Here is a 21,634-nt window from a genome sequence, read left to right on the forward strand (position 1 = left end):
GGACGCTACTGGACCCGGGGTGCCAGACGGTGGAGCCGGACGTCGCTCAGCGCGGCGTCGTGCGCGGTGAGCGTCAGGTAGGTGCAGTGCGGCTGGCGCCGTCGGTCGGTCGGCGACCCCGGGTTGAGCAGCCGCAGCCCGCGCGGGGTCGTGGTGTCCCACGGGATGTGGCTGTGGCCGAAGAGCAGCACGTCGGCCTCGGGGTACGCCGCCTCGCAGCGCTGCTCGCGCCCCTGCCGACCGCCGGTCTCGTGCACGACGGCGAACCGGACGCCCCCGAGCTCGACCGTCGCGACCTCGGGCAGCCGGGCCCGCAGGTCGGGGCCGTCGTTGTTGCCGACCACGCCGACGACCCGGGTGGCGCGCTCCTCGAGGCGGTCGAGCGTGGCCAGGTCGACCCAGTCGCCGGCGTGCACGACGACGTCGGCCTCGTCGACCTGCTCCCACACCTCGGCGGGCAGGTCGCGGGCCCGCTTGGGCAGGTGCGTGTCGGCGATGACCAGGACGCGGGTCACGCGTTGACGACCTCGACCTGGAGGGCCTGGGCGTCGGCGACGGCCTGCTCGAGCACGCCGCGCCGCGGGTCGGGGACGGCGAGCCAGGGCGGCACCGGGACGACGCCCCGCAGCCGCGGGTCTTCGAGGACCTCCTCGACCGCGCCGTGGTCCCCTCCGGTGACCAGCGGGCCGCGCAGCCCGCCGAGGATCCGGGCCGCATGGTCGGCGGCGGCCTCGTAGGCCTGGCGCGCCTGGTTGTCGCGGCGTCGCGCGAACCGCTGCTGCGACTGTCCCCCGGCCTTGGTGCGCCCCTGCACGTGGCGCCGCCCGGTCTTGGACTCCCCCAGGCTCGTCCCGGCGAGCCGCGCCATCGCGAACCCGCCCTTGCGCACCAGCAGCACGCCCCAGTCGTCCGGCGTGCTCGCCGCGGCGGCCAGCGCATCGGCCGCCGCCTCCCCGTCGTACGACGCCCCGAACGGCAGGCGGGCGGTGAGGGTGGAGGCGTCGTCGGCCGCGCCGGTCAGTGCGCCGCCCGCGACGGCGTACGACGTGGGGCCGTGGCTGCGCTCGAAGTTCTCGACCCAGCGCGCCCAGCGAGCGGTGGGCACGAGGACGAGGGGCACCAGACGAACCTACTCACTCCCCGCAGCTACCGCTCGGCTCGACCTGTCCCTGCGGCAGATCTCGAGCCGCCTGTCGCGGCTTCGCAGGCTCAGCCGCGAGGCTCCCTCGATCTCTTCGCGTCGAGCCTCCACTCGCTGCGCTCGTGGAGCCTCGGCTCAGACGTTGAAGCCCAGCGCGCGCAGCTGCTCGCGACCGTCGTCGGTGATCTTGTCGGGACCCCACGGCGGCATCCAGACCCAGTTGATGGCGACGTCGTTGACCAGGCCCTCGAGGGCGGCGTTGGTCTGGTCCTGGATGACGTCGGTCAGCGGGCAGGCCGCGGAGGTGAGCGTCATGTCGATGACCAGGTTGGAGCTGTCGTCGAGGTGCAGGTCGTAGACCAGGCCGAGGTCGACGACGTTGATGCCGAGCTCGGGGTCGACGACGTCCTTCATCGCCTCGGTGACGTCGTCCTTGGTGACGGTGGCGGTGCCACCACCCGACGGGACGGGCGGGACGCTGCCGGTCGCCTCGGGGACGTCGGGCAGGTCGGAGTGATCGGGAAGGGCAGTCATGACGGGGACTCCAGGGATTGGGCGGTGGCGTCTTTCCAGGCCATCCACGACAGTAGTGCGCACTTCACGCGCGCGGGGAACTTGGCGACGCCGGCGAAGGCGATGCCGTCCTCGAGGACGTCCTCGTCGGGCACGACCTGGCCCTTGCCCTGCATCAGGGTGAGGAAGCTCTCGTGGATGGCCATGGCCTGGTCGACGGGCTTGCCGATCACCAGGTCGGCCATCACCGAGGCGGAGGCCTGCGAGATCGAGCAGCCCACCGCGTCGTAGGACACGTCGGAGACGACGCCGTCGGCGACGTGGACCCGCAGGGTCACCTCGTCGCCGCAGGTCGGGTTGACGTGGTGCACCTCGGCCTCGAAGGGGTCGCGCAGACCGGCGTGGTGGGGGTTCTTGTAGTGGTCCAGGATGATCTCCTGGTAGAGCGCATCGAGTTCGGACATCGCTCAATCCAACTTGAAGTAGGAGCGGGTGTATTCCAGCGCCTCGACCAGGGCGTCGATCTCCCCGGGCGTCGTGTAGAGGTAGGACGACATGCGCGTCGTGCTCTGCACACCGAAACGGGCGTGGGCCGGCTTGGCGCAGTGGTGCCCGGCGCGTACGGCGATGCCGCGCGAGTCGAGGACCTGCGCCACGTCGTGGGGGTGGACGCCGTCGATCTCGAACGAGATCGCTCCCCCGCGCTGCGCAGCGTCGAGCGGCCCGACGACCGTGAGACCGGGGACCGTGGCCAGCCCCTCGAGGGCATAGGCGGTGATGGCGTGCTCGTGGTCGCGCACGACGTCGAGGCCCAGGTGTCCGAGGTAGTCGACCGCCGCGCCGAGACCGACGGCCTCGACGATCGGCGGGGTGCCGGCCTCGAACTTGTGCGGGATCGGGGCGTACGTCGAGCGCGCCATCGTCACGGTCTCGATCATCTCGCCTCCCCCGAGGAACGGCGGCAGCTCGGCCAGGAGCCCGGCGCGGCCCCAGAGCACGCCGATGCCGGTGGGGCCCACGACCTTGTGGCCGGTGAACACCACGACGTCGGGACGCTCCTCGGGCGCCATCGCGGCCAGGTCGATCGGCAGCTGGGGTGCGGCCTGGGAGGCGTCGACGACGACGATCGCCCCGACCTCGTGGGCGCGACGGGTCAGCTCGGCGACCGGGTTGATGGTGCCGAGCATGTTGGAGACCCACGTGAAGGAGACGACCTTGGTCCGCTCGGTGATCAGCGAGTCGATGCCGGACAGGTCGAGGTGGCCGTCGTCGGTCAGCCCGAACCACCGCAGGGTCGCGCCGGTGCGCTCGGTGAGCAGCTGCCACGGCACGATGTTGGAGTGGTGCTCCATCTCGGTGATCACGATCTCGTCACCCGGCCCGACCTGCCGCGGGCCCTTCCAGGCCAGCGTGTGGGCGACCAGGTTGAGCGCCTCGGAGGCGTTCTTGGTGAAGATCACCTCGTCGCGGCTCGGTGCGCCGAGGAAGGCCGCGACCTTGTCGCGGGCCGCCTCGAACGCCTCGGTCGACTCCGCACCCAGCGTGTGCATGGCGCGGGCGATGTTGGCGTTGTGGCGCTCGAGGTGGTCGACCATCGCGTCGATGACGACCTGCGGCTTCTGCGAGGTGTTGGCGCTGTCGAGGTAGACCAGCGGCAACCCGTTGGCGACCGTCCGCTCGAGGATGGGGAAGTCCGCACGGACCATCTCCAGCTCGGGGAGCAGGCCCACGAGGGCGGCGTGGTGCGTCGACAGCGTCGTCATGTCAGACCGTCGCCGGCGCAGCCGTGAGGAAGCGCTCGTAGCCGTTGGCCTCGAGCTCCTCGGCCAGCTCGGGGCCACCGGACTCGGCCACCCGGCCGGCCACGAACACGTGCACGTGGTCGGGCTCGATGTAGCGCAGGATGCGGGTGTAGTGGGTGATGAGCAGCAGACCCTTGCCCTCGCGGGCACGGAACCGGTTGACCCCCTCGGAGACGACCTTGAGCGCGTCGATGTCGAGGCCGGAGTCGGTCTCGTCGAGGATCGCGACCTTGGGGTCGAGCAGCTCGAGCTGGGCGATCTCGTGCCGCTTCTTCTCGCCGCCGGAGAACCCCTCGTTGACCGAGCGCTGCCCGAAGGTCGGGTCGAGGTCGAGGTCGCCGAGCGCCTTGTTGACGTCCTTGACCCAGGTGCGGAGCTTGGGGGCCTCGCCGTCGATGGCCGTCTTGGCCGTGCGCAGGAAGTTGGACACCGACACGCCGGGGACCTCGACGGGGTACTGCATGGCCAGGAACATCCCGGCCCGCGCGCGCTCGTCGACCGTCATGGCCAGCACGTCTGCGCCGTCGAGCGTGACGGTGCCCCCGGTGACGTCGTACTTGGGGTGGCCCGCGATCGAGTAGGCCAACGTGGACTTCCCGGAGCCGTTGGGCCCCATGATCGCGTGGGTCTCGCCGTCCTTGATGGTCAGCGTGACGCCCTTGAGGATCTCCTTGGGGCCGTCGTCGGTCGTGACCGAGACGTGCAGGTCCTTGATCTCCAGCGTGCTCATGCGGGAACAACTCCGTTCAGGGTGGTGGCGGTGTCGACGTAGACACCGTCGTCGCGGACCTCGACAGGGAAGGTCGCGACGGGTTCGGTGGCGGGCAGGCCGGTCGGCTTGCCCGTGCGGAGGTCGAAGCGGGAGCCGTGCAGCCAGCACTCGATCGCGCAGTCCTCGACCTCGCCCTCGCTGAGGGAGACCGAGGCGTGGCTGCAGAGGTCCTGCAGGGCGTAGAACTGGTCGCCGTCGCGGGCGATGGCGACGTCGAGCTCGCCGAGGGAGACCCCGAGGGCCTCGTCGGCAGGGACGTCGGACGGCGCGCACGCGAGCAGGAAGGCCACTACCCGAGGTCCTTCAGGACGTTCTTGGCGAGCTCGGCCTCGACGGTGGACGTCAGCCGCTCCTCGATCTCCGGGACGCCGACCTTGCGGATGAGGTCCTGGAAGAAGCCGTGCAGCACCAGTCGACGGGCCTCCTTCTCGGAGACGCCGCGCGAGCGCAGGTAGAACAGCTGCTCGTCGTCGAAGCGCGCGGTGGCCGAGGCGTGACCGGCACCCTCGATCTCACCGGTCTCGATCTCGAGGTTGGGCACCGAGTCGGCCTGGCAGCCGTCGGTGAGCACCAGGTTGCGGTTCTCCTCGTAGGTCTCGATGCCCTCGGCGACCTGGCGGATGAGCACGTTGCCGATCCACACCGTGTGGGCGCCCTGCCCCTGGAGCGCGCCCTTGTAGAGGACGTTGCTCTTGGTGCGGGGCTGGTTGTGGTCGGCGAAGAGCCGGTGCTCGAGGTGCTGGCCGGCGTCGGCGAAGTAGAGGCCGAGCAGCTCGGCCGAGCCGCCGGGGGCGGCGTACTCGACGTTGGCGTGCATGCGCACGACGTTGCCGCCGAAGGACACCGAGGTGTGCCGCACGGTGGCGTCGCGCCCCACGAGGATGGCGTCGCGCCCCAGGTGCACGGCGTCGTCGTCCCAGTCCTGGAGCGAGACGACGTTGACCTGCGCGCCGTCGCCGACGAGCACCGAGGTGGTCGCGGTGTAGCGCGCGCTGCCGGAGTGGACCAGCACGATCGTGGCCTTGGAGAAGCGTCCGACGCGCAGCACCAGGTGCCCGTAGACGAGGTCGTCGACGCTCTCGCCGTGCAGCCGCAGGACGACGGGCTCGTCGAGCTCGACGTCGGCGGGTACGTCGAGGAGCATCGCGCCACCGCCCAGCGAGACGGCCAGGGCCGAGGGCCGGTCGTTGGGCGCGAGCTCGCCGAGCTCACGCGCCTGCTCGGCCGAGATCTCGCTGAGCGTGACGCCCGCGGGCAGCGCGGTGTCCCAGGTGAGGTGGGCGTCCGACGGGGTGCCGTCGAGCAGGCCGCGAAGTCGCTTGAGCGGGGTGAAGCGCCAGACCTCCTCACGCCCGGTGGGCAGGGGGTGGTCACCGAGGTCGTAGGACGGCGGCGGGTTGAGGTGCGAGAAGGACAGGTGTCCGTCCTTCTGCTCCAGGCTCGACGCCACGCTCTCGCGGGCAGCATCGGTCACAGTCACTGCGTTTGTCTTCCTAGCGTTGGGTGGTCTCGACAAGCTCGACCGACGAGGTGGGTGGGGTCGGTCGGTGCTAGCCGACCGCGCCTTCCATCTGCAGCTCGATGAGCCGGTTGAGCTCGAGGGCGTACTCCATGGGGAGCTCCTTGGCGATCGGCTCGACGAAGCCGCGCACGATCATCGCCATGGCCTCGTCCTGCTCCATGCCGCGCGACATCAGGTAGAAGAGCTGGTCGTCGCTGACCTTGGAGACCGAGGCCTCGTGGCCCATCGAGACGTCGTCCTCGCGGATGTCGACGTAGGGGTAGGTGTCGGAGCGCGAGATCTGGTCGACGAGCAGCGCGTCGCAGAGCACGTTGGACTTCGAGCCGTGCGCGCCCTCGTTGACCTGGATCAGGCCGCGGTAGGAGGTGCGGCCGCCGCCGCGGGCCACCGACTTCGACAGGATCGAGGACGAGGTGTTGGGCGCGGCGTGGACCATCTTGGCGCCGGCGTCCTGGTGCTGGCCCTCGCCGGCGAACGCGATCGAGAGCGTCTCGCCCTTGGCGTGCTCGCCCATCAGGTAGATGGCGGGGTACTTCATCGTCACCTTGGAGCCGATGTTGCCGTCGACCCACTCCATCGTCGCGCCGGCCTCGCAGGTCGCGCGCTTGGTGACGAGGTTGTAGACGTTGTTGGACCAGTTCTGGATGGTCGTGTAGCGGCAGCGGCCGCCCTTCTTGACGATGATCTCGACGACCGCGGAGTGCAGCGAGTCGGACGAGTAGATCGGCGCGGTGCAGCCCTCGACGTAGTGCACGTAGGCGTCCTCGTCGACGATGATCAGGGTGCGCTCGAACTGACCCATGTTCTCGGTGTTGATCCGGAAGTAGGCCTGCAGCGGGATGTCGACGTGGACGCCCTTGGGCACGTAGATGAACGAGCCACCGGACCACACCGAGGTGTTGAGCGCGGAGAACTTGTTGTCACCGACGGGGATGACGGTGCCGAAGTACTCGCGGAACAGCTCGGGCTGCTCGCGCAGCGCGGTGTCGGTGTCGAGGAAGAGCACGCCCTGCTCCTCGAGGTCCTCGCGGATCGAGTGGTAGACGACCTCGGACTCGTACTGCGCGGCGACGCCGGACACGAGGCGCTGCTTCTCGGCCTCGGGGATGCCGAGCTTGTCGTAGGTGTTCTTGATCTCCTCGGGGAGATCGTCCCACGTCGCGGCCTGCTTCTCCGAGGAGCGCACGAAGTACTTGATGTTGTCGAAGTCGATGCCGCCGAGGTCGGAGCCCCAGGTCGGCATGGGCTTGCGGTGGAAGAGCTTGAGGCCCTTGAGGCGCTGGTCGAGCATCCACTGCGGCTCGTTCTTGAGCGCCGAGATGTTGCGCACGACGTCCTCGCTGAGCCCGCGCTGGGCCCCGGCTCCGGCCACGTCGGTGTCGGCCCAGCCGAAGTCGTAGCGGCCGATGCCCTTGAGCTCGGGGTTGAGGTCTTCGATCGAGGTCATGTGGTGACCTTCCTTGTGTCGGTGGTCGAGCCTGCGTCGGTGGTCGGGCTTGTCGAGACGGCATCGGGGATGCAGGTGGTGCAGACGCCGTCGCCGTGGGCGATGGTGGCCAGGCGCTGCACGTGGCGGTCGAGCACGCGGCTGATCGCCGCGGTCTCCTCCTCGCACAGCTGGGGGAACTCGTGGGCGACGTGGGACACGGGGCAGTGCTGCTGGCACAGCTGCTCCCCCGCCGGTGAGGTGCGCACCGTGGCCGCGTAGCCCTCGTCGGAGAACACCTGGGCCAGCACCTGTGCCGGTCCGAGGTCGGGGCGCTCGGCCATGACGGTGCCGAACCGGTCCTCGACGAACGCCGCGCGGCGCTTCGCGAACGCCCGCACGGCCGGGTCGCCGCCGGTCTCGTCGAGGAACCTGAGCGCGTCGAGCGCCAGGTCGTCGTACTGCTGGTCGAAGAGGTCGCGCCCGGTCTCGGTGAGCACAAACTCCTTGGCGGGACGGCCGCGGCCGCGGCTGCCGGTCTGGCGGGCGTCACGCGCGAGCACGTGGCCCTCCTCGAGGAGCTGGTCGAGGTGACGGCGTACGGCGGCCGGCGTCAGGTCGAGCCGCACCGCCAGCGCCGCGGCGGTCGAGGCGCCATCGACGAGGATCGACCGGGCGACGCGCTGGCGCGTCGTCACGTCCGTCCCGGTGAATTCCACAACGCCAGTGTGCCTATATTGATCGCGGCACTTCAAGCAAGGTTGCCCTTAGTGACGTGGCGCACGGGTGGCCCGCAGCCACGCCAGCCCGAGGAACGGCAGCACCAGCGGCAGAAAGCCGTAGCCCTGTCCGAAGTGGGACCAGACGGTCTTGTCGGGGAACAGCTCGGTGTCGACGTAGGACAGCACGCCGATCGTGAGCACGCCGAGCAGCTCGACGACGCAGGAGACCACCGCGACCGTCCAGGCGCGCCGACCGCCGAGCAGCAGGCAGGTGGTCGCGACGAGGTAGATGACGGCCGCGACCAGCGACAGCGAATAGGCGAACGGGGCCTTGCCCGCGTCGGTGCCCAGCTGGACCAGCGAGCGACCGGTCGCCGCCACCGCGAACACGCCGTAGACGAAGACCAGGACCCGCCCGGGCCCCGACGAGAGCTCCACCCGCTCGCTCACGCCACCCCACCCCAGATCGTCTCGAGGCGCAGCTGGAGTGCGACCACGGTGAGGATCGCGACCAGGAGCACGGCGGTGCCGGCGCGGGTGCGCTCGGCGAGCGACCAGAACACCCCGATCGGCAGCGCGAGCAGGTTGCCGACCAGGTAGCTCACGAAGAGCACGCCCGACACGTCGCGATCGGTGCCGCTCAGCGCGACGACGCCGTAGACGAGCTGGACGAGCACCACGACCTCGACGACCCCGAGCAGCACGAAGGTGCGGTCCTGGGCCGGCTCGTCGCGAGCCAGCAGGACCGCGACGACGATCCCGGCCGCGGCAGCGACGACGAGGAGCGTCGCGGTCAGCCAGTCGGTCACGCAGTCATCGTAGGGACGTCAGTCGTAGGCGTCGGCGTTGACCCAACGGGCGACGCCGCGCCACGAGTTCGGACCCATCGCGCCGTCGACAGGGCCGGTGTAGCCGTGGGCGGCGGCCAGGCGTTGGAGCGCGACGTAGGAGTTGGTGCCGAGGTCGCCGTCCGCGGGCCCGGTGTAGCCGTGATGGGCGGCCAGGTAGCGCTGCAGGGCCGCGTAGGTGTTGGTCCCCGGGACGCCGTCGATCGGGCCGTCGTAGCCCTCCTCGATGCGCATCGCGTTCTGGACGCGGCTCCAGAAGACCGGGCCGGGCTCACCGGTCTCGCTGGTGGTCGTCTTGGCCAGCCCGCCCCCACCGGAGCCGGAGCCGACCTGGGTCAGCGGGTCGGTGCGCGTGCCGCCCGGGCTGGTCATGTGCCAGTGCACGTGCGGGCCGGTCGAGCTGCCCGAGCCGGGCGCCCCGGCGGCGCCGCCCGACAGGCCGACAGTCGCCCCCTGGGCCACGGACTCCCCGTCGGCGCATGAGAAGGACGACAGGTGCATGTACTGGGTCTTCCAGCCGTCGGCATGGGTGATGGTCACGGTGTGACCGCCCGTGCCGTTGTCGGGGATGTTGGTGATCGTGCCGGCCCCGGCCGCCGGGAGGGCGGTGCCGACGGCCATGGCGAAGTCGATGCCGCCCAGCGACCCGTTGGCCCGGTGCTCGGCCCAGGTCTGCGTCACGGGGTAGCCGGTGAACGGGTGGTAGACGTCCGCGGCCTGCGCGGCTCCCCCGCTCACTGCCCGGACGGCGAGCCCGACGCCAGCGATCGCGACGACGGCCCGCATCAGGCCGCGTCGGTGGAGGGCGGCCGGGGGCGGTGGGGTCGCGGTGGCGTCGCACATGACTCCACCTTCGGGTCCGCGTCGACGCGTGGCAACGGCTCGGCCCGATGCCAAGGGATAACCCCATGCCTCTCTACACTTTGGAGGTGCCCACCGATCCCGCCGTCGTCGTCGACGGCCTGGTGATGCGCTACGGCGACAAGGTGGCCGTCGACGGGCTCAGCCTCGGCGTCGAGCCCCACACCATCACCGCGGTCCTGGGCCCCAACGGCGCCGGCAAGACCACCACCCTCGAGACCTGCGAGGGCTACCGCCGCCCGCAGCAGGGCTCGGTGCGGGTGCTCGGGCTCGACCCGGTCCGCGACCGCCGCCGGCTGCTGCCGCGCATCGGCGTGATGCTGCAGGGCGGCGGAGCCTGGGGCGGCGTCCGCGCGGTCGAGATGCTGCGTCACGTCTCCCGTCTGCACGCCCACCCGGTCCCCGTCGAGCTGCTCGTGGAGCGGCTCGGCCTGGCCGACTGCGGCCGTACGACGTACCGCCGGCTCTCGGGTGGCCAGCAGCAGCGGCTCGGGCTCGCGATGGCGATCGTCGGGCGCCCCGAGCTCGTCTTCGTCGACGAGCCGACCGCCGGGCTCGACCCCGCCGTGCGCCGCGACGTCTGGGAGCTGCTCGAGGAGCTGCGCACCGACGGCGTGACGGTCGTGCTGACCACCCACTACATGGACGAGGCCGAGCGGCTGGCCGACCGGGTCCACATCCTCGACAAGGGCACGCTGGTCGCCTCGGGCAGCCCCCTCGAGCTGACCCGCGGTGGCTCCGTGGCAACCATCCGGCTGGTCGTCACCGAGCCGTTCCCGCCCGAGTCCCCCGCGTCCCTCGCGGTGACCCTCGGGCCAGGCACCGAGGTCACCCAGCTCGACCCCGTCAGCCTGCTGGTCACCGGCCCGGCCGACGCCTCGACGCTGGCCAAGGTCTCGCGCTGGTGCGAGGACAACCGCGTGCTGCCCGAGTCGCTGACGCTGGGCCAGCGCAACCTCGAGGACGTCTTCCTCGAGCTCACCACGTCCGCCGCACCCCTGCCCGTCCACGGAGCCACGCCGTGAGCACCTTCACCCCCGCGCCCGGCGCGGCCCCCGTGCTGCGCCAGGTCCTCGCGCAGGCCTCCATGGAGACGCGCCTGATGCTGCGCAACGGCGAGCAGCTGCTGCTGGCCGTGGTGATCCCCGTGATCGTGCTGATCGGCGGCGTCCGCGGCGCCGAGCGGATCGACCTGTCCTACGACGTCGACACGTTCGCGCCCGGCGTGCTGGCCCTGGCGGTCATGTCGACCTCGTTCACGGCGCTGGCGATCGCGACCGGCTTCGAGCGTCGCTACGGCGTCATCAAGCGGCTGGGCACCTCCCCGCTGTCCCGGACCGGCCTGCTGTCCGGCAAGGTGCTCGCCCTGCTGGCGGTCGAGGTCCTGCAGGTCCTCGTCATCGGCGCCGTGGCCCTCGCCCTGGGCTGGGAGCCGTCGGTGTCCGTCGCCGGCCTCCTGCTCACCGTCGTGCTCGGCACCGCCGCCTTCGCCTCGCTCGGGCTGTTCGTGGCCGGCGCGCTGCGCGCCGAGGCCACCCTCGCCGCTGCCAACCTCGTCTACCTGCTGCTGATGGCCGGCGGCGCCGTGGTGCTGCCCGCCTCGGCCTACGGTTCCTTCGGCGACGTCGTCACCTGGCTGCCGTCCGGCGCCCTGGGCGAGGCGATGCGCGCCGCCCTCGGCTCGGCCGACGTCGCCTGGCGCGACCTGCTCGTCCTGGCCGGCTGGACCGCCGTCGGCGCCACCCTGACCGCAAGGACCTTCTCGTGGGAGTAGACCTGGCGCGCCTCGTGCGCCCTCTCGGCTGGGCGTCACTGGTCGCCAACATCGCCATCGTCGTCACCGGCGGCGCCGTGCGGCTGACCGGCTCCGGCCTCGGCTGCCCGACCTGGCCCCGGTGCACCGACGAGTCGTTCCGTGCCCACGGCGACCTCGGGCTCCACGGTGCCATCGAGTTCGGCAACCGGATGCTGACCTTCGTGCTGACCGCGATCGCCATCGCGACCTTCGTGGCCGCGTGGCAGACCGGACGCCGCTCGCTGCGCCGGCTCGCGCTCGTCCTCGCGCTCGGCGTACCCGCCCAGGCGGTGCTGGGCGGCATCACCGTCCTCACCGACCTCAACTCCTGGCTCGTCGCCCTCCACCTGATGCTGTCCATGGCGATGATCGGCGTCGCCGTCCTGTTCCTGCGTCGCCTCGACGACCCGGTCGACGACCCCGCGCCGTGGACCCGTGGACGCGTGCCGACCCTCGCCTGGCTCACGTTCGCCACGGCCTGGGCCGTGCTCTACCTCGGCACCGTCGTGACCGGCGCCGGGCCCCACGCCGGTGACGCGAAGACCGAGCGCAACGGCCTCGACCCGGTCCAGGTCAGCCAGCTGCACGCCGACGGGGTCTTCCTGCTCGTCGGCCTGACCGTCGGGCTCCTGCTCGCCGCCGGTACGGCGCGCCGCGCGGTCACCGTGCTCCTCGCGGTCGAGCTCGCCCAGGGCACGATCGGGTTCGTCCAGTACTTCACCGACCTGCCCGAGGTGCTGGTGGGCTTCCACCTGCTCGGTGCGTCCCTGACCTCGGCCGCGGTCACCTGGGCGCTGCTCGCGTGTGCCCTGCCGGCCCGTACGACGTCGGCGGACCACCCGCTCGAAGCGGTGCCCGCGCCCCACTAGCCCGGGGCCTCCCGGCTCAGAAGAGCAGCGGGTCGAGCGCGACGGCGACGAAGAGCAGCGACAGGTAGAGGTTGCTGTGGTGGAACAGCCGCATCGGCTGGATGACCGACAGGTCCTCGGTGCCGCGGGCCCGGCTCCACATCCGGTGGGCCTGCACCAGGAACACCCCGCCCAGCACGGCCGCGACCGCCGGGTAGACGAAGCCGGTACCGGCCACCGGCCACAGCAGCAGCGAGGTCGCGACCATGACCCAGCTGTAGAGGACGATCTGGCGGCCGACCTCGGCGGCGGGTCGCACGACCGGCAGCATCGGCACGTCGACGTTGGCGTAGTCCTCGCGGTAGCGCAGCGCCAGGGCCCAGGTGTGCGGCGGGGTCCAGAAGAAGACCACCGCGAAGAGCACGATCGGCACCCACGAGAGCTCGCCGGTGACCGCGGTCCAGCCGATCAGGGCCGGGAAGCAGCCGGCAATGCCGCCCCAGACGATGTTCTGGGTCGTGCGCCGCTTGAGCAGGATGGTGTAGCCGAAGACGTAGAAGGCATTGGCCGAGACCGAGAGCACGGCCGACAGCGGGTTGACGAACGCCCACAGGACCACTGTCGAGACCACCATGAGCACGGTCGCGAAGACCAGCGCCGACGTCGGGGTCACCACGTGCCGCGGCAGCGCGCGGCGGCGGGTGCGCCGCATCTGCTCGTCGATGTCGCGGTCGTAGACGCAGTTGTAGGCCGAGGCCGAGCCGGCGGACAGGGCACCGCCCACGACGGTGGCCAGGACGAGCTCGAGCCCGGGCACGCCGCGCTCGGCGAAGAACATCACCGGCACGGTGGTGAGGAGCAGCAGCTCGATCACCCGGGGCTTGGTCAGGCCCACGTAGGCCGCCACGACGTCCCTCAGGCCGACCGGCCCGGGCTCGGGATCAGGCTGCTGAACCGCAGGTCGCGACTCGCCGACGTAGGTCACGGACGTCCTCAGTACTAGGGAGTGCTCGATGTGTCTCGCTGTGGTCTCGCCGTGGTCGTGCTGTGGTCATTGTGCTCGGTGGACCGGGCGCGTCCCACACCTGACGAGGCGGTGTCACTCTAACGCTCGGCGTGGGTAGGCTCGGCATTGCCCGAGGAACGTCATGTCCGCCCTCCTGAGGAGACCCGTGAGCACCACCCCCGCACTCGACTGGACCGCCCTCGACCAGAAGGCGGTCGACACCGCCAGGGTGCTGGCCATGGACGCCGTCCAGAAGGTCGGCAACGGCCACCCCGGCACCGCGATGGCCCTGGCGCCGGCGGCCTACCTGCTCTTCCAGAAGGTGATGCGGCACGACCCCGCCGATCCTCAGTGGATCGCCCGTGACCGGTTCGTGCTGTCGTGCGGCCACTCCAGCATCACTCTCTACACACAGTTGTTCCTCGGCGGCTTCGGACTCGAGCTCAGCGACATCGAGGCGCTGCGCACGTGGGGCTCCAAGACCCCCGGCCACCCTGAGCTCGGCCACACCGCCGGCGTCGAGGTCACCACCGGCCCGCTCGGCCAGGGTGTGGCCAACGCCGTCGGCATGGCCATGTCCGGGCGCCGCATCCACGGGATGCTCGACCCCGACGCCGCCCCCGGCGAGAGCCTCTTCGACCACCGCGTGTTCGCGATCTGCTCCGACGGCGACCTCGAGGAGGGCGTCAGCGGTGAGGCCAGCTCGATCGCCGGCACCCAGGAGCTCGGCAACCTGACGATGATCTACGACCGCAACCGCATCTCGATCGAGGGCGACACCGACATCGCCTTCACCGAGGACGTCGCGAAGCGCTACGAGGCCTACGGCTGGCACGTGCAGGTCGTCGACTGGACCAACGGCGGTACCGACTACGTCGAGGACGTGCCCGAGCTCTACGCCGCGGTGATGGCGGCCGACGAGGTCACCGACCAGCCGTCGCTGATCGTGCTCAACACGGTCATCGCCTGGCCCGCACCCCACGCCCAGGGCACCGAGAAGTCCCACGGCAGCGCGCTGGGCGACGCCGAGGTCGAGGCCACCAAGGTCGTCCTGGGCTTCGACCCGAAGGAGAAGTTCCCGGTCCCGGCCGAGGTGCTGGCCCACACGCGTGCCCTCGGCGAGCGCGGTGCCGCCCTGGGCGCCGCCTGGGACGAGCGCTACGCCGCCTGGTCGGCCGCCAACCCCGACAAGGCCGAGCTGCTCCACCGGCTCAAGGCCCGGGCCCTGCCCGAGGGCCTCGAGCAGGCCCTGCCGACCTGGGAGGCCGACGCCAAGGGCGTCGCGACCCGCTCGGCGTCCGGCAAGGTCATCAACGCCGTCGCCGGCCTGATGCCCGAGCTGTGGGGCGGCTCGGCCGACCTCGCCGGGTCCAACAACACGACCATCGAGGACGCGCCCTCGTTCGTCCCGACCTCGCGCAAGACCGAGCAGTGGACCTCCGACCCCTACCAGGGTCGGGTGCTCCACTTCGGCATCCGCGAGCACGGCATGGGCGCGATCATGAACGGCATCGCGGCCGACACCCTCACCCGGGTCTTCGGCGGCACCTTCCTCACGTTCTCCGACTACATGCGCGGCGCGGTGCGCGTCGCGGCGCTGAGCGGGCTGCCCGTCACCTACGTGTGGACCCACGACTCCATCGGCCTCGGCGAGGACGGCCCGACCCACCAGCCGATCGAGCACCTCGCCGCGCTGCGCGCGATGCCCGGGCTCGACGTCGTACGCCCCGCCGACGCCAACGAGACCGCCGCCGCCTGGCACGCCGTCCTGCAGCACACCGACCGCCCGGCCGCCCTCGCGCTGACCCGCCAGAACGTGCCGGTCTTCCCCCGCGGGGTCGACGGCTGGGCTGGCACCGACGACGTCGCCAAGGGCGGCTACGTCCTGGTGGGCGGCGAGGGCACGCCCGACGTCGTCCTGCTGGGCACCGGCTCCGAGGTGCAGGTGGCGGTCGCGGCGCGCGAGCTCCTGGCCGCCGACGGCATCGCCGCCCGGGTCGTCTCGATGCCGTGCTTCGAGTGGTTCGAGGCGCAGGACCAGTCCTACCGCGACTCCGTCCTGCCGCCCACGGTCAAGGCGCGGGTCTCGGTCGAGGCCGGCGTCAAGCAGGGCTGGCGCGACTACGTCGGCGACGCCGGACGCATCGTCTCCATCGACCGCTACGGCGCCTCGGCCGACTACGAGCGCATCTACCAGGAGTACGGCATCACCGGCGAGACGGTGGCCCAGGCCGCCAAGGACAGCATCGCGGCCGCCGGCTGAGATCCACCCGGCACCGCCCAGCCCCACCCCCACCCCCGATCACATCCCGATCCCAGGAGGACACCATGACCGACCGACTGAAGGCGCTCGCCGACGCAGGCGTCAGCATCTGGCTCGACGACCTGTCGCGTGAGCGCATCGAGAGCGGCAACCTCGCCGAGCTCGTCAAGAGCAAGTCGGTCGTCGGGGTGACCACCAACCCGACGATCTTCGCCGCCGCCATCGCCGACGGCGAGCGCTACGACGAGCAGGTGCGCCAGCTCGTCGCCGACAGCGAGCCCGTCGACCGGGTCATCTTCGAGCTCACCACCCAGGACGTCCGCAACGCCTGCGACGTGCTCGCGCCGATCGCCGACTCCACCGGCCAGGACGGCCGGGTCTCCATCGAGGTCGAGCCCACGCTGGCCAACGACACCGAGGGCACCATCGCCTCGGCGCAGGCGCTGTGGGCCGCGGTCGACAAGTCCAACGTGCTCATCAAGATCCCCGCCACCAAGGAGGGACTGCCCGCCATCACCGCGGCGATCGCCCAGGGCATCAGCGTCAACGTCACACTCATCTTCTCGGTCGAGCGCTACCGCGAGGTCATGGACGCCTACCTCAGCGGACTCGAGGCCGCCCGCGACAACGGGCTCGACCTCGGGCGCATCCAGTCGGTCGCGTCGTTCTTCATCTCCCGGGTCGACGCCGAGGTCGACAAGCGGCTCGACGCCCTGGCCGAGGGCGGCTCGACCGACGCCGCCGCGCTCAAGGGCAAGGCCGCCATCGCCAACGCCCAGATCGCCTACGCCGCCTACGAGGAGGTGCTGGCCAGCGACCGCTGGAAGCAGCTGAGCGACGTCGGTGCGCACGCGCAGCGTCCGCTCTGGGCCTCGACCGGGGTCAAGAACCCCGACTACCCCGACACCCTCTACGTCGCCGGCCTCGTCGTGGCCGACACCGTCAACACGATGCCCGAGAAGACCCTCGAGGCCTTCGAGGACCACGGTGAGGTCACCGGTGACGAGGTGACCGGCAAGGGCCAGCAGGCCCAGGAGGTCTTCGACCGGCTCAGCGCCGTCGGCATCGACCTCGACGACGTGTTCCTCGCCCTCGAGGACGAGGGCGTCGACAAGTTCAAGAAGTCCTGGACCGAGCTCGTCGAGACCGTCGAGGGTCAGATGGAGAAGGCCAAGCAGTGAGCCCCACGCCCGTCCCGCCCGTCGACGCGACCACCACCGACGCGTGGGACCGGCTCCGGACGATCGCCGACTCCTTCGCCCCCGATCTACGGGGCTGGTTCGCCGCCGACCCCGACCGGGTCGGGGCACTGACGTTCACCGCGGCCGACCTGCACGTCGACCTGTCCAAGGCGCTGATCGAGGGTGACGTGCTCCCGGCCCTGCTCGCCCTGGCCGACGAGGTGGGCCTCGCGGAGCGTCGCGACGCGATGCTGCGCGGAGACCACGTCAACGCCACCGAGGACCGAGCCGTCCTGCACACCGCCCTGCGGCTGCCGTCCGACGCACACCTGGAGGTGGACGGTCAGGACGTCGTCACCGACGTCCACGAGGTCCTCCAGCGGGTCTACGCGTTCGCCGACGACGTGCGCAGCGGTCGGTGGACCGGGGTCACCGGTGAGCGCATCCGCACCGTGGTCAACATCGGCATCGGCGGCTCCGACCTCGGTCCGGTGATGGCCTACGAGGCGCTCGCGCCCTACCGGCAGCCCGGCCTCGAGTGCCGCTTCATCAGCAACATCGACCCGACCGACGCGGCCACGACCCTGGCCGACCTCGACCCCGCGACGACGCTGTTCGTCGTCTCGAGCAAGACCTTCGGCACCCTCGAGACGCTCACCAACGCACGGCTGTGCAAGGCGTGGCTGCTCGACGGGCTCGCCGGGACCGACGGGTTCGACGCCGAGACCGCCGTGGCGAAGCACTTCGTCGCGGTCTCCACCGCGCTCGACAAGGTCGCCGACTTCGGCATCGACCCGGCCAACGCGTTCGGGTTCTGGGACTGGGTCGGCGGCCGCTACTCGCTCGACTCGGCCATCGGCACCTCGCTGGTCGTCGCGATCGGTCCCGAGCGCTTCACCGAGCTGCTGGCCGGGATGCACGCGGTCGACGAGCACTTCCGCACCACGCCCCTGGCCGACAACGTGCCGGTCCTGATGGGCCTGCTCAACGTCTGGTACGCCGACTTCCTGGGCTCCCAGACCCATGCGGTGCTTCCCTACTCCCAGCTGCTGCACCGGTTCCCGGCCTACCTCCAACAGCTGACCATGGAGTCCAACGGCAAGGGCGTGCGCTGGGACGGCACGCCCGTCACCGCCGGCACCGGCGAGATCTTCTGGGGCGAGCCGGGCACCAACGGCCAGCACGCGTTCTACCAGTTGATCCACCAGGGCACGCGCCTCGTGCCGGCCGACTTCATCGCGTTCGCGTCCCCGGCGTACCCGCTGTCCGACGGCGACCAGGACGTGCACGAGCTGTTCCTGGCCAACTTCCTGGCCCAGACGCGCGCGCTGGCCTTCGGCAAGACCGCCGACGAGGTCCGCGCCGAAGGCACCGACGAGGCGGTGGTACCGGCCCGGGTCTTCACCGGCAACCGCCCGACCGCCTCGATCATGGCGCCGGCACTGACCCCGTCGGTGCTCGGACAGCTGGTCGCGCTCTACGAGCACGTCACGTTCACCCAGGGCGTCGTGTGGGGCATCGACAGCTTCGACCAGTGGGGTGTCGAGCTGGGCAAGAAGCTCGCCCAGGAGGTCGGCCCCGCCATCGCCGGTGACACCGCCGCCATCGCCGCGCAGGACGCCTCGACGCGCGCCCTCATCGGCTACTACCAGGAGCACAGGGCATGAGCCGCTCGACCACGCGCGCCAATCCGCTGCGCGACCCGCAGGACCGTCGCCTCCCCCGCATCGCCGGCCCCTGCGGCATGGTGCTGTTCGGCGTCACCGGAGACCTCTCGCGCAAGAAGGTCATGCCGGCGATCTACGACCTGGCCAACCGTGGGCTGCTGCCTCCCGGCTTCAGCCTCGTCGGCTTCGCGCGGCGCGACTGGGCCGACCAGGACTTCGCCCAGATCGTGCACGACTCGGTCAAGCAGTACGCCCGGACCGAGTTCCGCGAGGAGGTCTGGAACCAGCTCGCCGAGGGGTTCCGGTTCGTCTCGGGGTCCTTCGACGACGACGACGCCTTCGAACGCCTGCGCCGCACGATCGAGGAGCTCGACGAGGTCCGCGGCACCGGCGGCAACCACGCCTTCTACCTCGCCATCCCGCCCGGCGCGTTCGGCACGGTCGCCCAACAGCTGCGCGAGCACGGGCTGGCCGAGTCGGCCCCCGACAGCGATGCCTGGCGGCGCGTGGTCATCGAGAAGCCGTTCGGCCACGACCTCGCGTCGGCGCGGGTGCTCAACGACCAGCTCGACGCGGTCTTCGCGCCGTCCTCGATCTTCCGGATCGACCACTACCTCGGCAAGGAGACGGTCCAGAACATCCTGGCGACCCGCTTCGCCAACACCATGTTCGAGCCGCTCTGGAACAACAACTACGTCGACCACATCCAGATCACGATGGCCGAGGACGTCGGCATCGGCGGCCGCGCCGGCTACTACGACGGCATCGGCGCCGCGCGTGACGTGATCCAGAACCACCTGCTCCAGCTGATGGCGCTGGTGGCGATGGAGGAGCCGACCACCTTCGAGGCCGAGGACCTGCGCCACGAGAAGCAGAAGCTGCTCGCCTCGATCAGCCTGCCGCCTCGACTCGACGTCGCGACCGCCCGCGGCCAGTACGCCGCCGGCTGGGCCGGCGGCGCCAAGGTCGCCGGCTTCCACGACGAGGACGGCATCTCGCCGACGTCCCACACCGAGACGTTCGCCGCGATCACCCTGCACGTCGACAACCGGCGCTGGGCTGGGGTGCCGTTCTACCTGCGCACCGGCAAGCGACTGGGCCGACGTGTCACCGAGGTGGCCGTGGTCTTCAAGCGCTCGCCCCACCAGCCGTTCAACGCGACCTCGGTCGAGGACCTCACCCAGAACGCGCTGGTGATCCGGGTCCAGCCCGACGAGGGCATGACCCTGCGCTTCGGGGCCAAGGTGCCCGGCACCCAGATGGAGATCCGCGACGTCAACATGGACTTCGCCTACGGCGGCACGTTCACCGAGTCGTCGCCCGAGGCCTACGAGCGGCTGATCCTCGACGTCCTGCTCGGCGACCCACCGCTCTTCCCGCGCCACGAGGAGGTCGAGCTGTCCTGGAAGATCCTCGACCCGATCCTCGAGCGCTGGGCGGCCAAGGGCGAACCCGAGTCCTACCCGCCCGGCACCTGGGGCCCGGCGTCGGCCGACGCCATGCTGGCCCGCGACGGACGCGTCTGGAGGCGACCCTGAGATGATCGAGCTGACCGATACCAACTCCTCGGCCATCGCGGCCGAGCTGGTCCGCGCGCGGATGCGGGCCGGGTCCCCCGCCATGGGCATGGTGATGACCCTCATCGTGGTCGTCGACGAGGCCTCCTCCGAGGAGGCGATGACCAACGCCCGCAAGGCCACCCACGAGCACCCGGCCCGCGTGCTGGGCGTCGTGCTCGGCAGCCCGCGCGGCAAGGCCGTCGTCAACGCCCAGGTCGGCACCGGCGCCGGCTGGGGCGGCGAGGCTGCGATCATCCGCCTCACGGGCGAGGTGGTCAAGCACGCCGACTCGGTGGTGCTGCCGCTGCTGCTGCCCGACTCGCCGGTCGCCATCTGGTGGCCTCACGAGCCGCCGGCCGACCCGGCCGGTGACCCGCTCGGTGCCCTCGCCAAGCGCCGGATCACCGACGCCGCCGAGGTGCACCGCGGCAAGACCAAGGCCCTCGAGACGCAGTGCGCGTCGTACGTCGCCGGCAACACCGACCTCGCCTGGACCCGGCTCACGCCGTGGCGGGCGCTGCTCGCCGCCAGCCTCGACCAGCACCCGCTCAAGGTCACCTCGGCCAGCGTCACGTCCGAGCGGGTCAGCCCCAGCGCCGACCTGTTGGCAGCCTGGCTGCGTCGTCGGCTCAAGGTCGAGGTCACCCGCCACGGCTCCGAGGGACCCGGCATCACCGAGGTCGTCATGGAGACCAAGCAGGGTCCGATCCGGATCGCCCGATCCGACGGACGGCTCGCGACCTTCACCTCCCCGGACCGGCCCGACCGGCCGATCGCCCTCAAGCGCCGCAAGCTGCCCGAGCTGCTCGCCGAGGAGCTGCGCCGTCTCGACGAGGACGACGTCTACGCCGCCACCATCACGTCGCTGACCCCGAAGAAGGCCGAGAAGTGAGCGCACTGGTCGAGGTCCACGACTCCTCCGACGCACTGGCGACGGCGGCGGCCGGTGAGCTGCTGTCCCGCCTCGCCGACCTGCAGTCCGCGGGTGGGGTGCCCACCGTCGGCCTGACCGGCGGCTCCATCGCCGAGGCCATCCACCGCGAGCTCGCCCGGCTGTCCCCGGGCTCCGACGTCGACTGGACCCGCGTCAGCGTCTGGTTCGGCGACGAGCGCTTCGTGGCCGAGGACTCCCCCGACCGCAACGTCGCCCAGGCGCGGGCCGCGTTCCTCGACGCCGTCGGCGCCACCCAGGTGCACTCGGCGCCGGCGTCCGACCAGGTCGCGACGGTCGACGAGTCGGCCGAGGCCTACGGCCGCGACGTGCGCGAGCACGCGGCTGGCGGCTTCGACGTCCTGATGCTCGGGATCGGCCCCGACGGCCACGTGGCTTCCCTGTTCCCGGGCCACCCGGCCCTCGAGGCCGTGGACGCCATCGCGGTCGGCGTACCCGACTCGCCCAAGCCGCCGCCCGCCCGGGTCTCCCTCACCTTCGAGGCTCTCGCCCGTGCCGACGCCGTCTGGTTCGTCGCCAGCGGCGAGGGCAAGGCCGAGGCCGTGGCGCGCGCCCTCGCCGACGACGGCTCCATCTCCGAGACCCCCGCCCGCGGCGTCGTCGGGACCACCGAGACCCTCTGGTGGCTCGACCGCGCCTCCGCCTCCCGGCTCTGAGCAACGTCCACGCTGACCCGTCGCCCATGGGCGACGGGTCAGCGTGGTTTTGGCGGTGACCCGTCTCTCGTGGTGCCGAGGGGGCCGGACGCAGAACCGC

At 71.3% G+C, this 21,634-nt stretch carries 23 protein-coding genes; 9 read left to right on the forward strand and 14 right to left on the reverse strand.

Features of this window, described 5'->3' with window-relative positions; genetic code table 11:
- Positions 1 to 5 precede the first annotated feature (5 nt).
- From FJQ56_RS16500 to FJQ56_RS16560, 13 genes are all read right to left on the reverse strand, one after another.
- On the reverse strand, positions 6 to 515 hold the full coding sequence (locus FJQ56_RS16500) for a metallophosphoesterase family protein (RefSeq protein ID WP_140010695.1): 510 nt from the start codon (positions 513 to 515) through the stop codon (positions 6 to 8).
- Complete coding sequence (locus FJQ56_RS16505; protein ID WP_140010696.1) at positions 512 to 1,120, reverse strand: acVLRF1 family peptidyl-tRNA hydrolase; 609 nt, start codon at positions 1,118 to 1,120, stop codon at positions 512 to 514. The genes FJQ56_RS16500 and FJQ56_RS16505 overlap by 4 nt, the downstream gene beginning before the upstream one ends.
- Positions 1,121 to 1,276: 156 nt before the next feature.
- On the reverse strand, positions 1,277 to 1,675 hold the full coding sequence (locus FJQ56_RS16510) for a metal-sulfur cluster assembly factor (protein ID WP_140010697.1): 399 nt from the start codon (positions 1,673 to 1,675) through the stop codon (positions 1,277 to 1,279).
- Positions 1,672 to 2,118 (reverse strand): Fe-S cluster assembly sulfur transfer protein SufU, encoded by a 447-nt coding sequence (sufU, locus tag FJQ56_RS16515; RefSeq protein ID WP_140010698.1) that lies wholly within the window; start codon positions 2,116 to 2,118, stop codon positions 1,672 to 1,674. The genes FJQ56_RS16510 and sufU overlap by 4 nt, the downstream gene beginning before the upstream one ends.
- 3 nt (positions 2,119 to 2,121) lie before the next feature.
- Positions 2,122 to 3,417 carry a cysteine desulfurase gene (locus FJQ56_RS16520; protein WP_140010699.1) on the reverse strand — a complete coding sequence of 432 codons (1,296 nt, stop codon included), beginning with the start codon at positions 3,415 to 3,417 and terminating at the stop codon, positions 2,122 to 2,124.
- A gap of 1 nt (position 3,418) precedes the next feature.
- A complete protein-coding gene (gene sufC, locus FJQ56_RS16525) occupies positions 3,419 to 4,186 on the reverse strand; it encodes a Fe-S cluster assembly ATPase SufC (RefSeq protein ID WP_140010700.1) in 768 nt (255 codons plus the stop codon).
- Positions 4,183 to 4,518, reverse strand: coding sequence for a non-heme iron oxygenase ferredoxin subunit (locus tag FJQ56_RS16530; RefSeq protein WP_140010701.1), 336 nt, complete (start codon positions 4,516 to 4,518; stop codon positions 4,183 to 4,185). Before FJQ56_RS16530 ends, sufC begins: the two co-directional genes overlap by 4 nt.
- Entirely contained in the window at positions 4,518 to 5,702 is a 1,185-nt protein-coding gene (sufD, locus tag FJQ56_RS16535) for a Fe-S cluster assembly protein SufD (RefSeq protein ID WP_342776473.1), read from the reverse strand. Before sufD ends, FJQ56_RS16530 begins: the two co-directional genes overlap by 1 nt.
- Positions 5,703 to 5,778: 76 nt before the next feature.
- Positions 5,779 to 7,197 (reverse strand): Fe-S cluster assembly protein SufB, encoded by a 1,419-nt coding sequence (sufB, locus tag FJQ56_RS16540; RefSeq protein ID WP_140010703.1) that lies wholly within the window; start codon positions 7,195 to 7,197, stop codon positions 5,779 to 5,781.
- A complete protein-coding gene (locus FJQ56_RS16545; RefSeq protein WP_140010704.1) occupies positions 7,194 to 7,895 on the reverse strand; it encodes a helix-turn-helix transcriptional regulator in 702 nt (233 codons plus the stop codon). The genes sufB and FJQ56_RS16545 overlap by 4 nt, the downstream gene beginning before the upstream one ends.
- A 48-nt stretch (positions 7,896 to 7,943) precedes the next feature.
- On the reverse strand, positions 7,944 to 8,348 hold the full coding sequence (locus tag FJQ56_RS16550) for a hypothetical protein (protein ID WP_211351125.1): 405 nt from the start codon (positions 8,346 to 8,348) through the stop codon (positions 7,944 to 7,946).
- Positions 8,345 to 8,707, reverse strand: coding sequence for a hypothetical protein (locus tag FJQ56_RS16555; RefSeq protein WP_140010706.1), 363 nt, complete (start codon positions 8,705 to 8,707; stop codon positions 8,345 to 8,347). The genes FJQ56_RS16550 and FJQ56_RS16555 overlap by 4 nt, the downstream gene beginning before the upstream one ends.
- Before the next feature lie 18 nt (positions 8,708 to 8,725).
- Positions 8,726 to 9,589 carry a M23 family metallopeptidase gene (locus FJQ56_RS16560; protein WP_140010707.1) on the reverse strand — a complete coding sequence of 288 codons (864 nt, stop codon included), beginning with the start codon at positions 9,587 to 9,589 and terminating at the stop codon, positions 8,726 to 8,728.
- An 86-nt stretch (positions 9,590 to 9,675) separates the two neighbouring features.
- On the opposite strand from FJQ56_RS16560, the gene FJQ56_RS16565 reads away from it, so the two are divergent.
- Genes FJQ56_RS16565 through FJQ56_RS16575 form a run of 3 tightly spaced genes read left to right on the forward strand, consistent with a single transcriptional unit; the run spans position 9,676 to position 12,271 of the window.
- Positions 9,676 to 10,632, forward strand: coding sequence for an ABC transporter ATP-binding protein (locus tag FJQ56_RS16565; protein WP_140010708.1), 957 nt, complete (start codon positions 9,676 to 9,678; stop codon positions 10,630 to 10,632).
- Complete coding sequence (locus tag FJQ56_RS16570; RefSeq protein WP_211351132.1) at positions 10,629 to 11,381, forward strand: ABC transporter permease; 753 nt, start codon at positions 10,629 to 10,631, stop codon at positions 11,379 to 11,381. The genes FJQ56_RS16565 and FJQ56_RS16570 overlap by 4 nt, the downstream gene beginning before the upstream one ends.
- Positions 11,372 to 12,271, forward strand: coding sequence for a COX15/CtaA family protein (locus FJQ56_RS16575; RefSeq protein WP_140010709.1), 900 nt, complete (start codon positions 11,372 to 11,374; stop codon positions 12,269 to 12,271). The genes FJQ56_RS16570 and FJQ56_RS16575 overlap by 10 nt, the downstream gene beginning before the upstream one ends.
- 16 nt (positions 12,272 to 12,287) lie before the next feature.
- Here the strand turns inward: FJQ56_RS16575 and FJQ56_RS16580 are convergent, their stop codons facing one another.
- Positions 12,288 to 13,235, reverse strand: coding sequence for a heme o synthase (locus FJQ56_RS16580; protein WP_140010710.1), 948 nt, complete (start codon positions 13,233 to 13,235; stop codon positions 12,288 to 12,290).
- Positions 13,236 to 13,398: 163 nt separating this feature from the next.
- Between FJQ56_RS16580 and tkt the strand changes: the two genes are divergently transcribed.
- The 6 genes from tkt (at position 13,399) to pgl (ending at position 21,534) form a co-directional block, all read left to right on the forward strand.
- Positions 13,399 to 15,519, forward strand: a complete 2,121-nt coding sequence (gene tkt / locus FJQ56_RS16585) for a transketolase (protein ID WP_140010711.1) — start codon at positions 13,399 to 13,401, stop codon at positions 15,517 to 15,519.
- Positions 15,520 to 15,584: 65 nt separating this feature from the next.
- A complete protein-coding gene (gene tal / locus FJQ56_RS16590) occupies positions 15,585 to 16,700 on the forward strand; it encodes a transaldolase (RefSeq protein WP_140010712.1) in 1,116 nt (371 codons plus the stop codon).
- Positions 16,697 to 18,367, forward strand: a complete 1,671-nt coding sequence (gene pgi, locus FJQ56_RS16595) for a glucose-6-phosphate isomerase (RefSeq protein ID WP_140010713.1) — start codon at positions 16,697 to 16,699, stop codon at positions 18,365 to 18,367. Before tal ends, pgi begins: the two co-directional genes overlap by 4 nt.
- On the forward strand, positions 18,364 to 19,905 hold the full coding sequence (zwf, locus tag FJQ56_RS16600) for a glucose-6-phosphate dehydrogenase (RefSeq protein WP_140010714.1): 1,542 nt from the start codon (positions 18,364 to 18,366) through the stop codon (positions 19,903 to 19,905). The genes pgi and zwf overlap by 4 nt, the downstream gene beginning before the upstream one ends.
- 1 nt (position 19,906) lies before the next feature.
- Positions 19,907 to 20,818, forward strand: coding sequence for a glucose-6-phosphate dehydrogenase assembly protein OpcA (locus FJQ56_RS16605; RefSeq protein WP_140010715.1), 912 nt, complete (start codon positions 19,907 to 19,909; stop codon positions 20,816 to 20,818).
- Entirely contained in the window at positions 20,815 to 21,534 is a 720-nt protein-coding gene (gene pgl, locus FJQ56_RS16610; RefSeq protein WP_140010716.1) for a 6-phosphogluconolactonase, read from the forward strand. Before FJQ56_RS16605 ends, pgl begins: the two co-directional genes overlap by 4 nt.
- Positions 21,535 to 21,634 lie beyond the last annotated feature (100 nt).

The organism is Nocardioides plantarum (assembly GCF_006346395.1).
Classification (GTDB): Bacteria; Actinomycetota; Actinomycetes; order Propionibacteriales; family Nocardioidaceae; genus Nocardioides; species Nocardioides plantarum.

What these genes read in the sequence shown, in the direction of transcription:
- tal (WP_140010712.1), top strand. Translation starts at nt 15,585, where the DNA reads ATGACCGACCGACTGAAGGCGCTCGCCGACGCAGGCGTCAGCATCTGG.
- zwf (WP_140010714.1), top strand. Translation starts at nt 18,364, where the DNA reads ATGAGCCGCTCGACCACGCGCGCCAATCCGCTGCGCGACCCGCAGGAC.
- sufB (WP_140010703.1), bottom strand. Translation starts at nt 7,197, where the DNA reads ATGACCTCGATCGAAGACCTCAACCCCGAGCTCAAGGGCATCGGCCGC.
- sufU (WP_140010698.1), bottom strand. Translation starts at nt 2,118, where the DNA reads ATGTCCGAACTCGATGCGCTCTACCAGGAGATCATCCTGGACCACTAC.
- FJQ56_RS16605 (WP_140010715.1), top strand. Translation starts at nt 19,907, where the DNA reads ATGATCGAGCTGACCGATACCAACTCCTCGGCCATCGCGGCCGAGCTG.
- FJQ56_RS16560 (WP_140010707.1), bottom strand. Translation starts at nt 9,589, where the DNA reads ATGTGCGACGCCACCGCGACCCCACCGCCCCCGGCCGCCCTCCACCGA.
- FJQ56_RS16520 (WP_140010699.1), bottom strand. Translation starts at nt 3,417, where the DNA reads ATGACGACGCTGTCGACGCACCACGCCGCCCTCGTGGGCCTGCTCCCC.
- FJQ56_RS16510 (WP_140010697.1), bottom strand. Translation starts at nt 1,675, where the DNA reads ATGACTGCCCTTCCCGATCACTCCGACCTGCCCGACGTCCCCGAGGCG.
- sufC (WP_140010700.1), bottom strand. Translation starts at nt 4,186, where the DNA reads ATGAGCACGCTGGAGATCAAGGACCTGCACGTCTCGGTCACGACCGAC.
- tkt (WP_140010711.1), top strand. Translation starts at nt 13,399, where the DNA reads ATGTCCGCCCTCCTGAGGAGACCCGTGAGCACCACCCCCGCACTCGAC.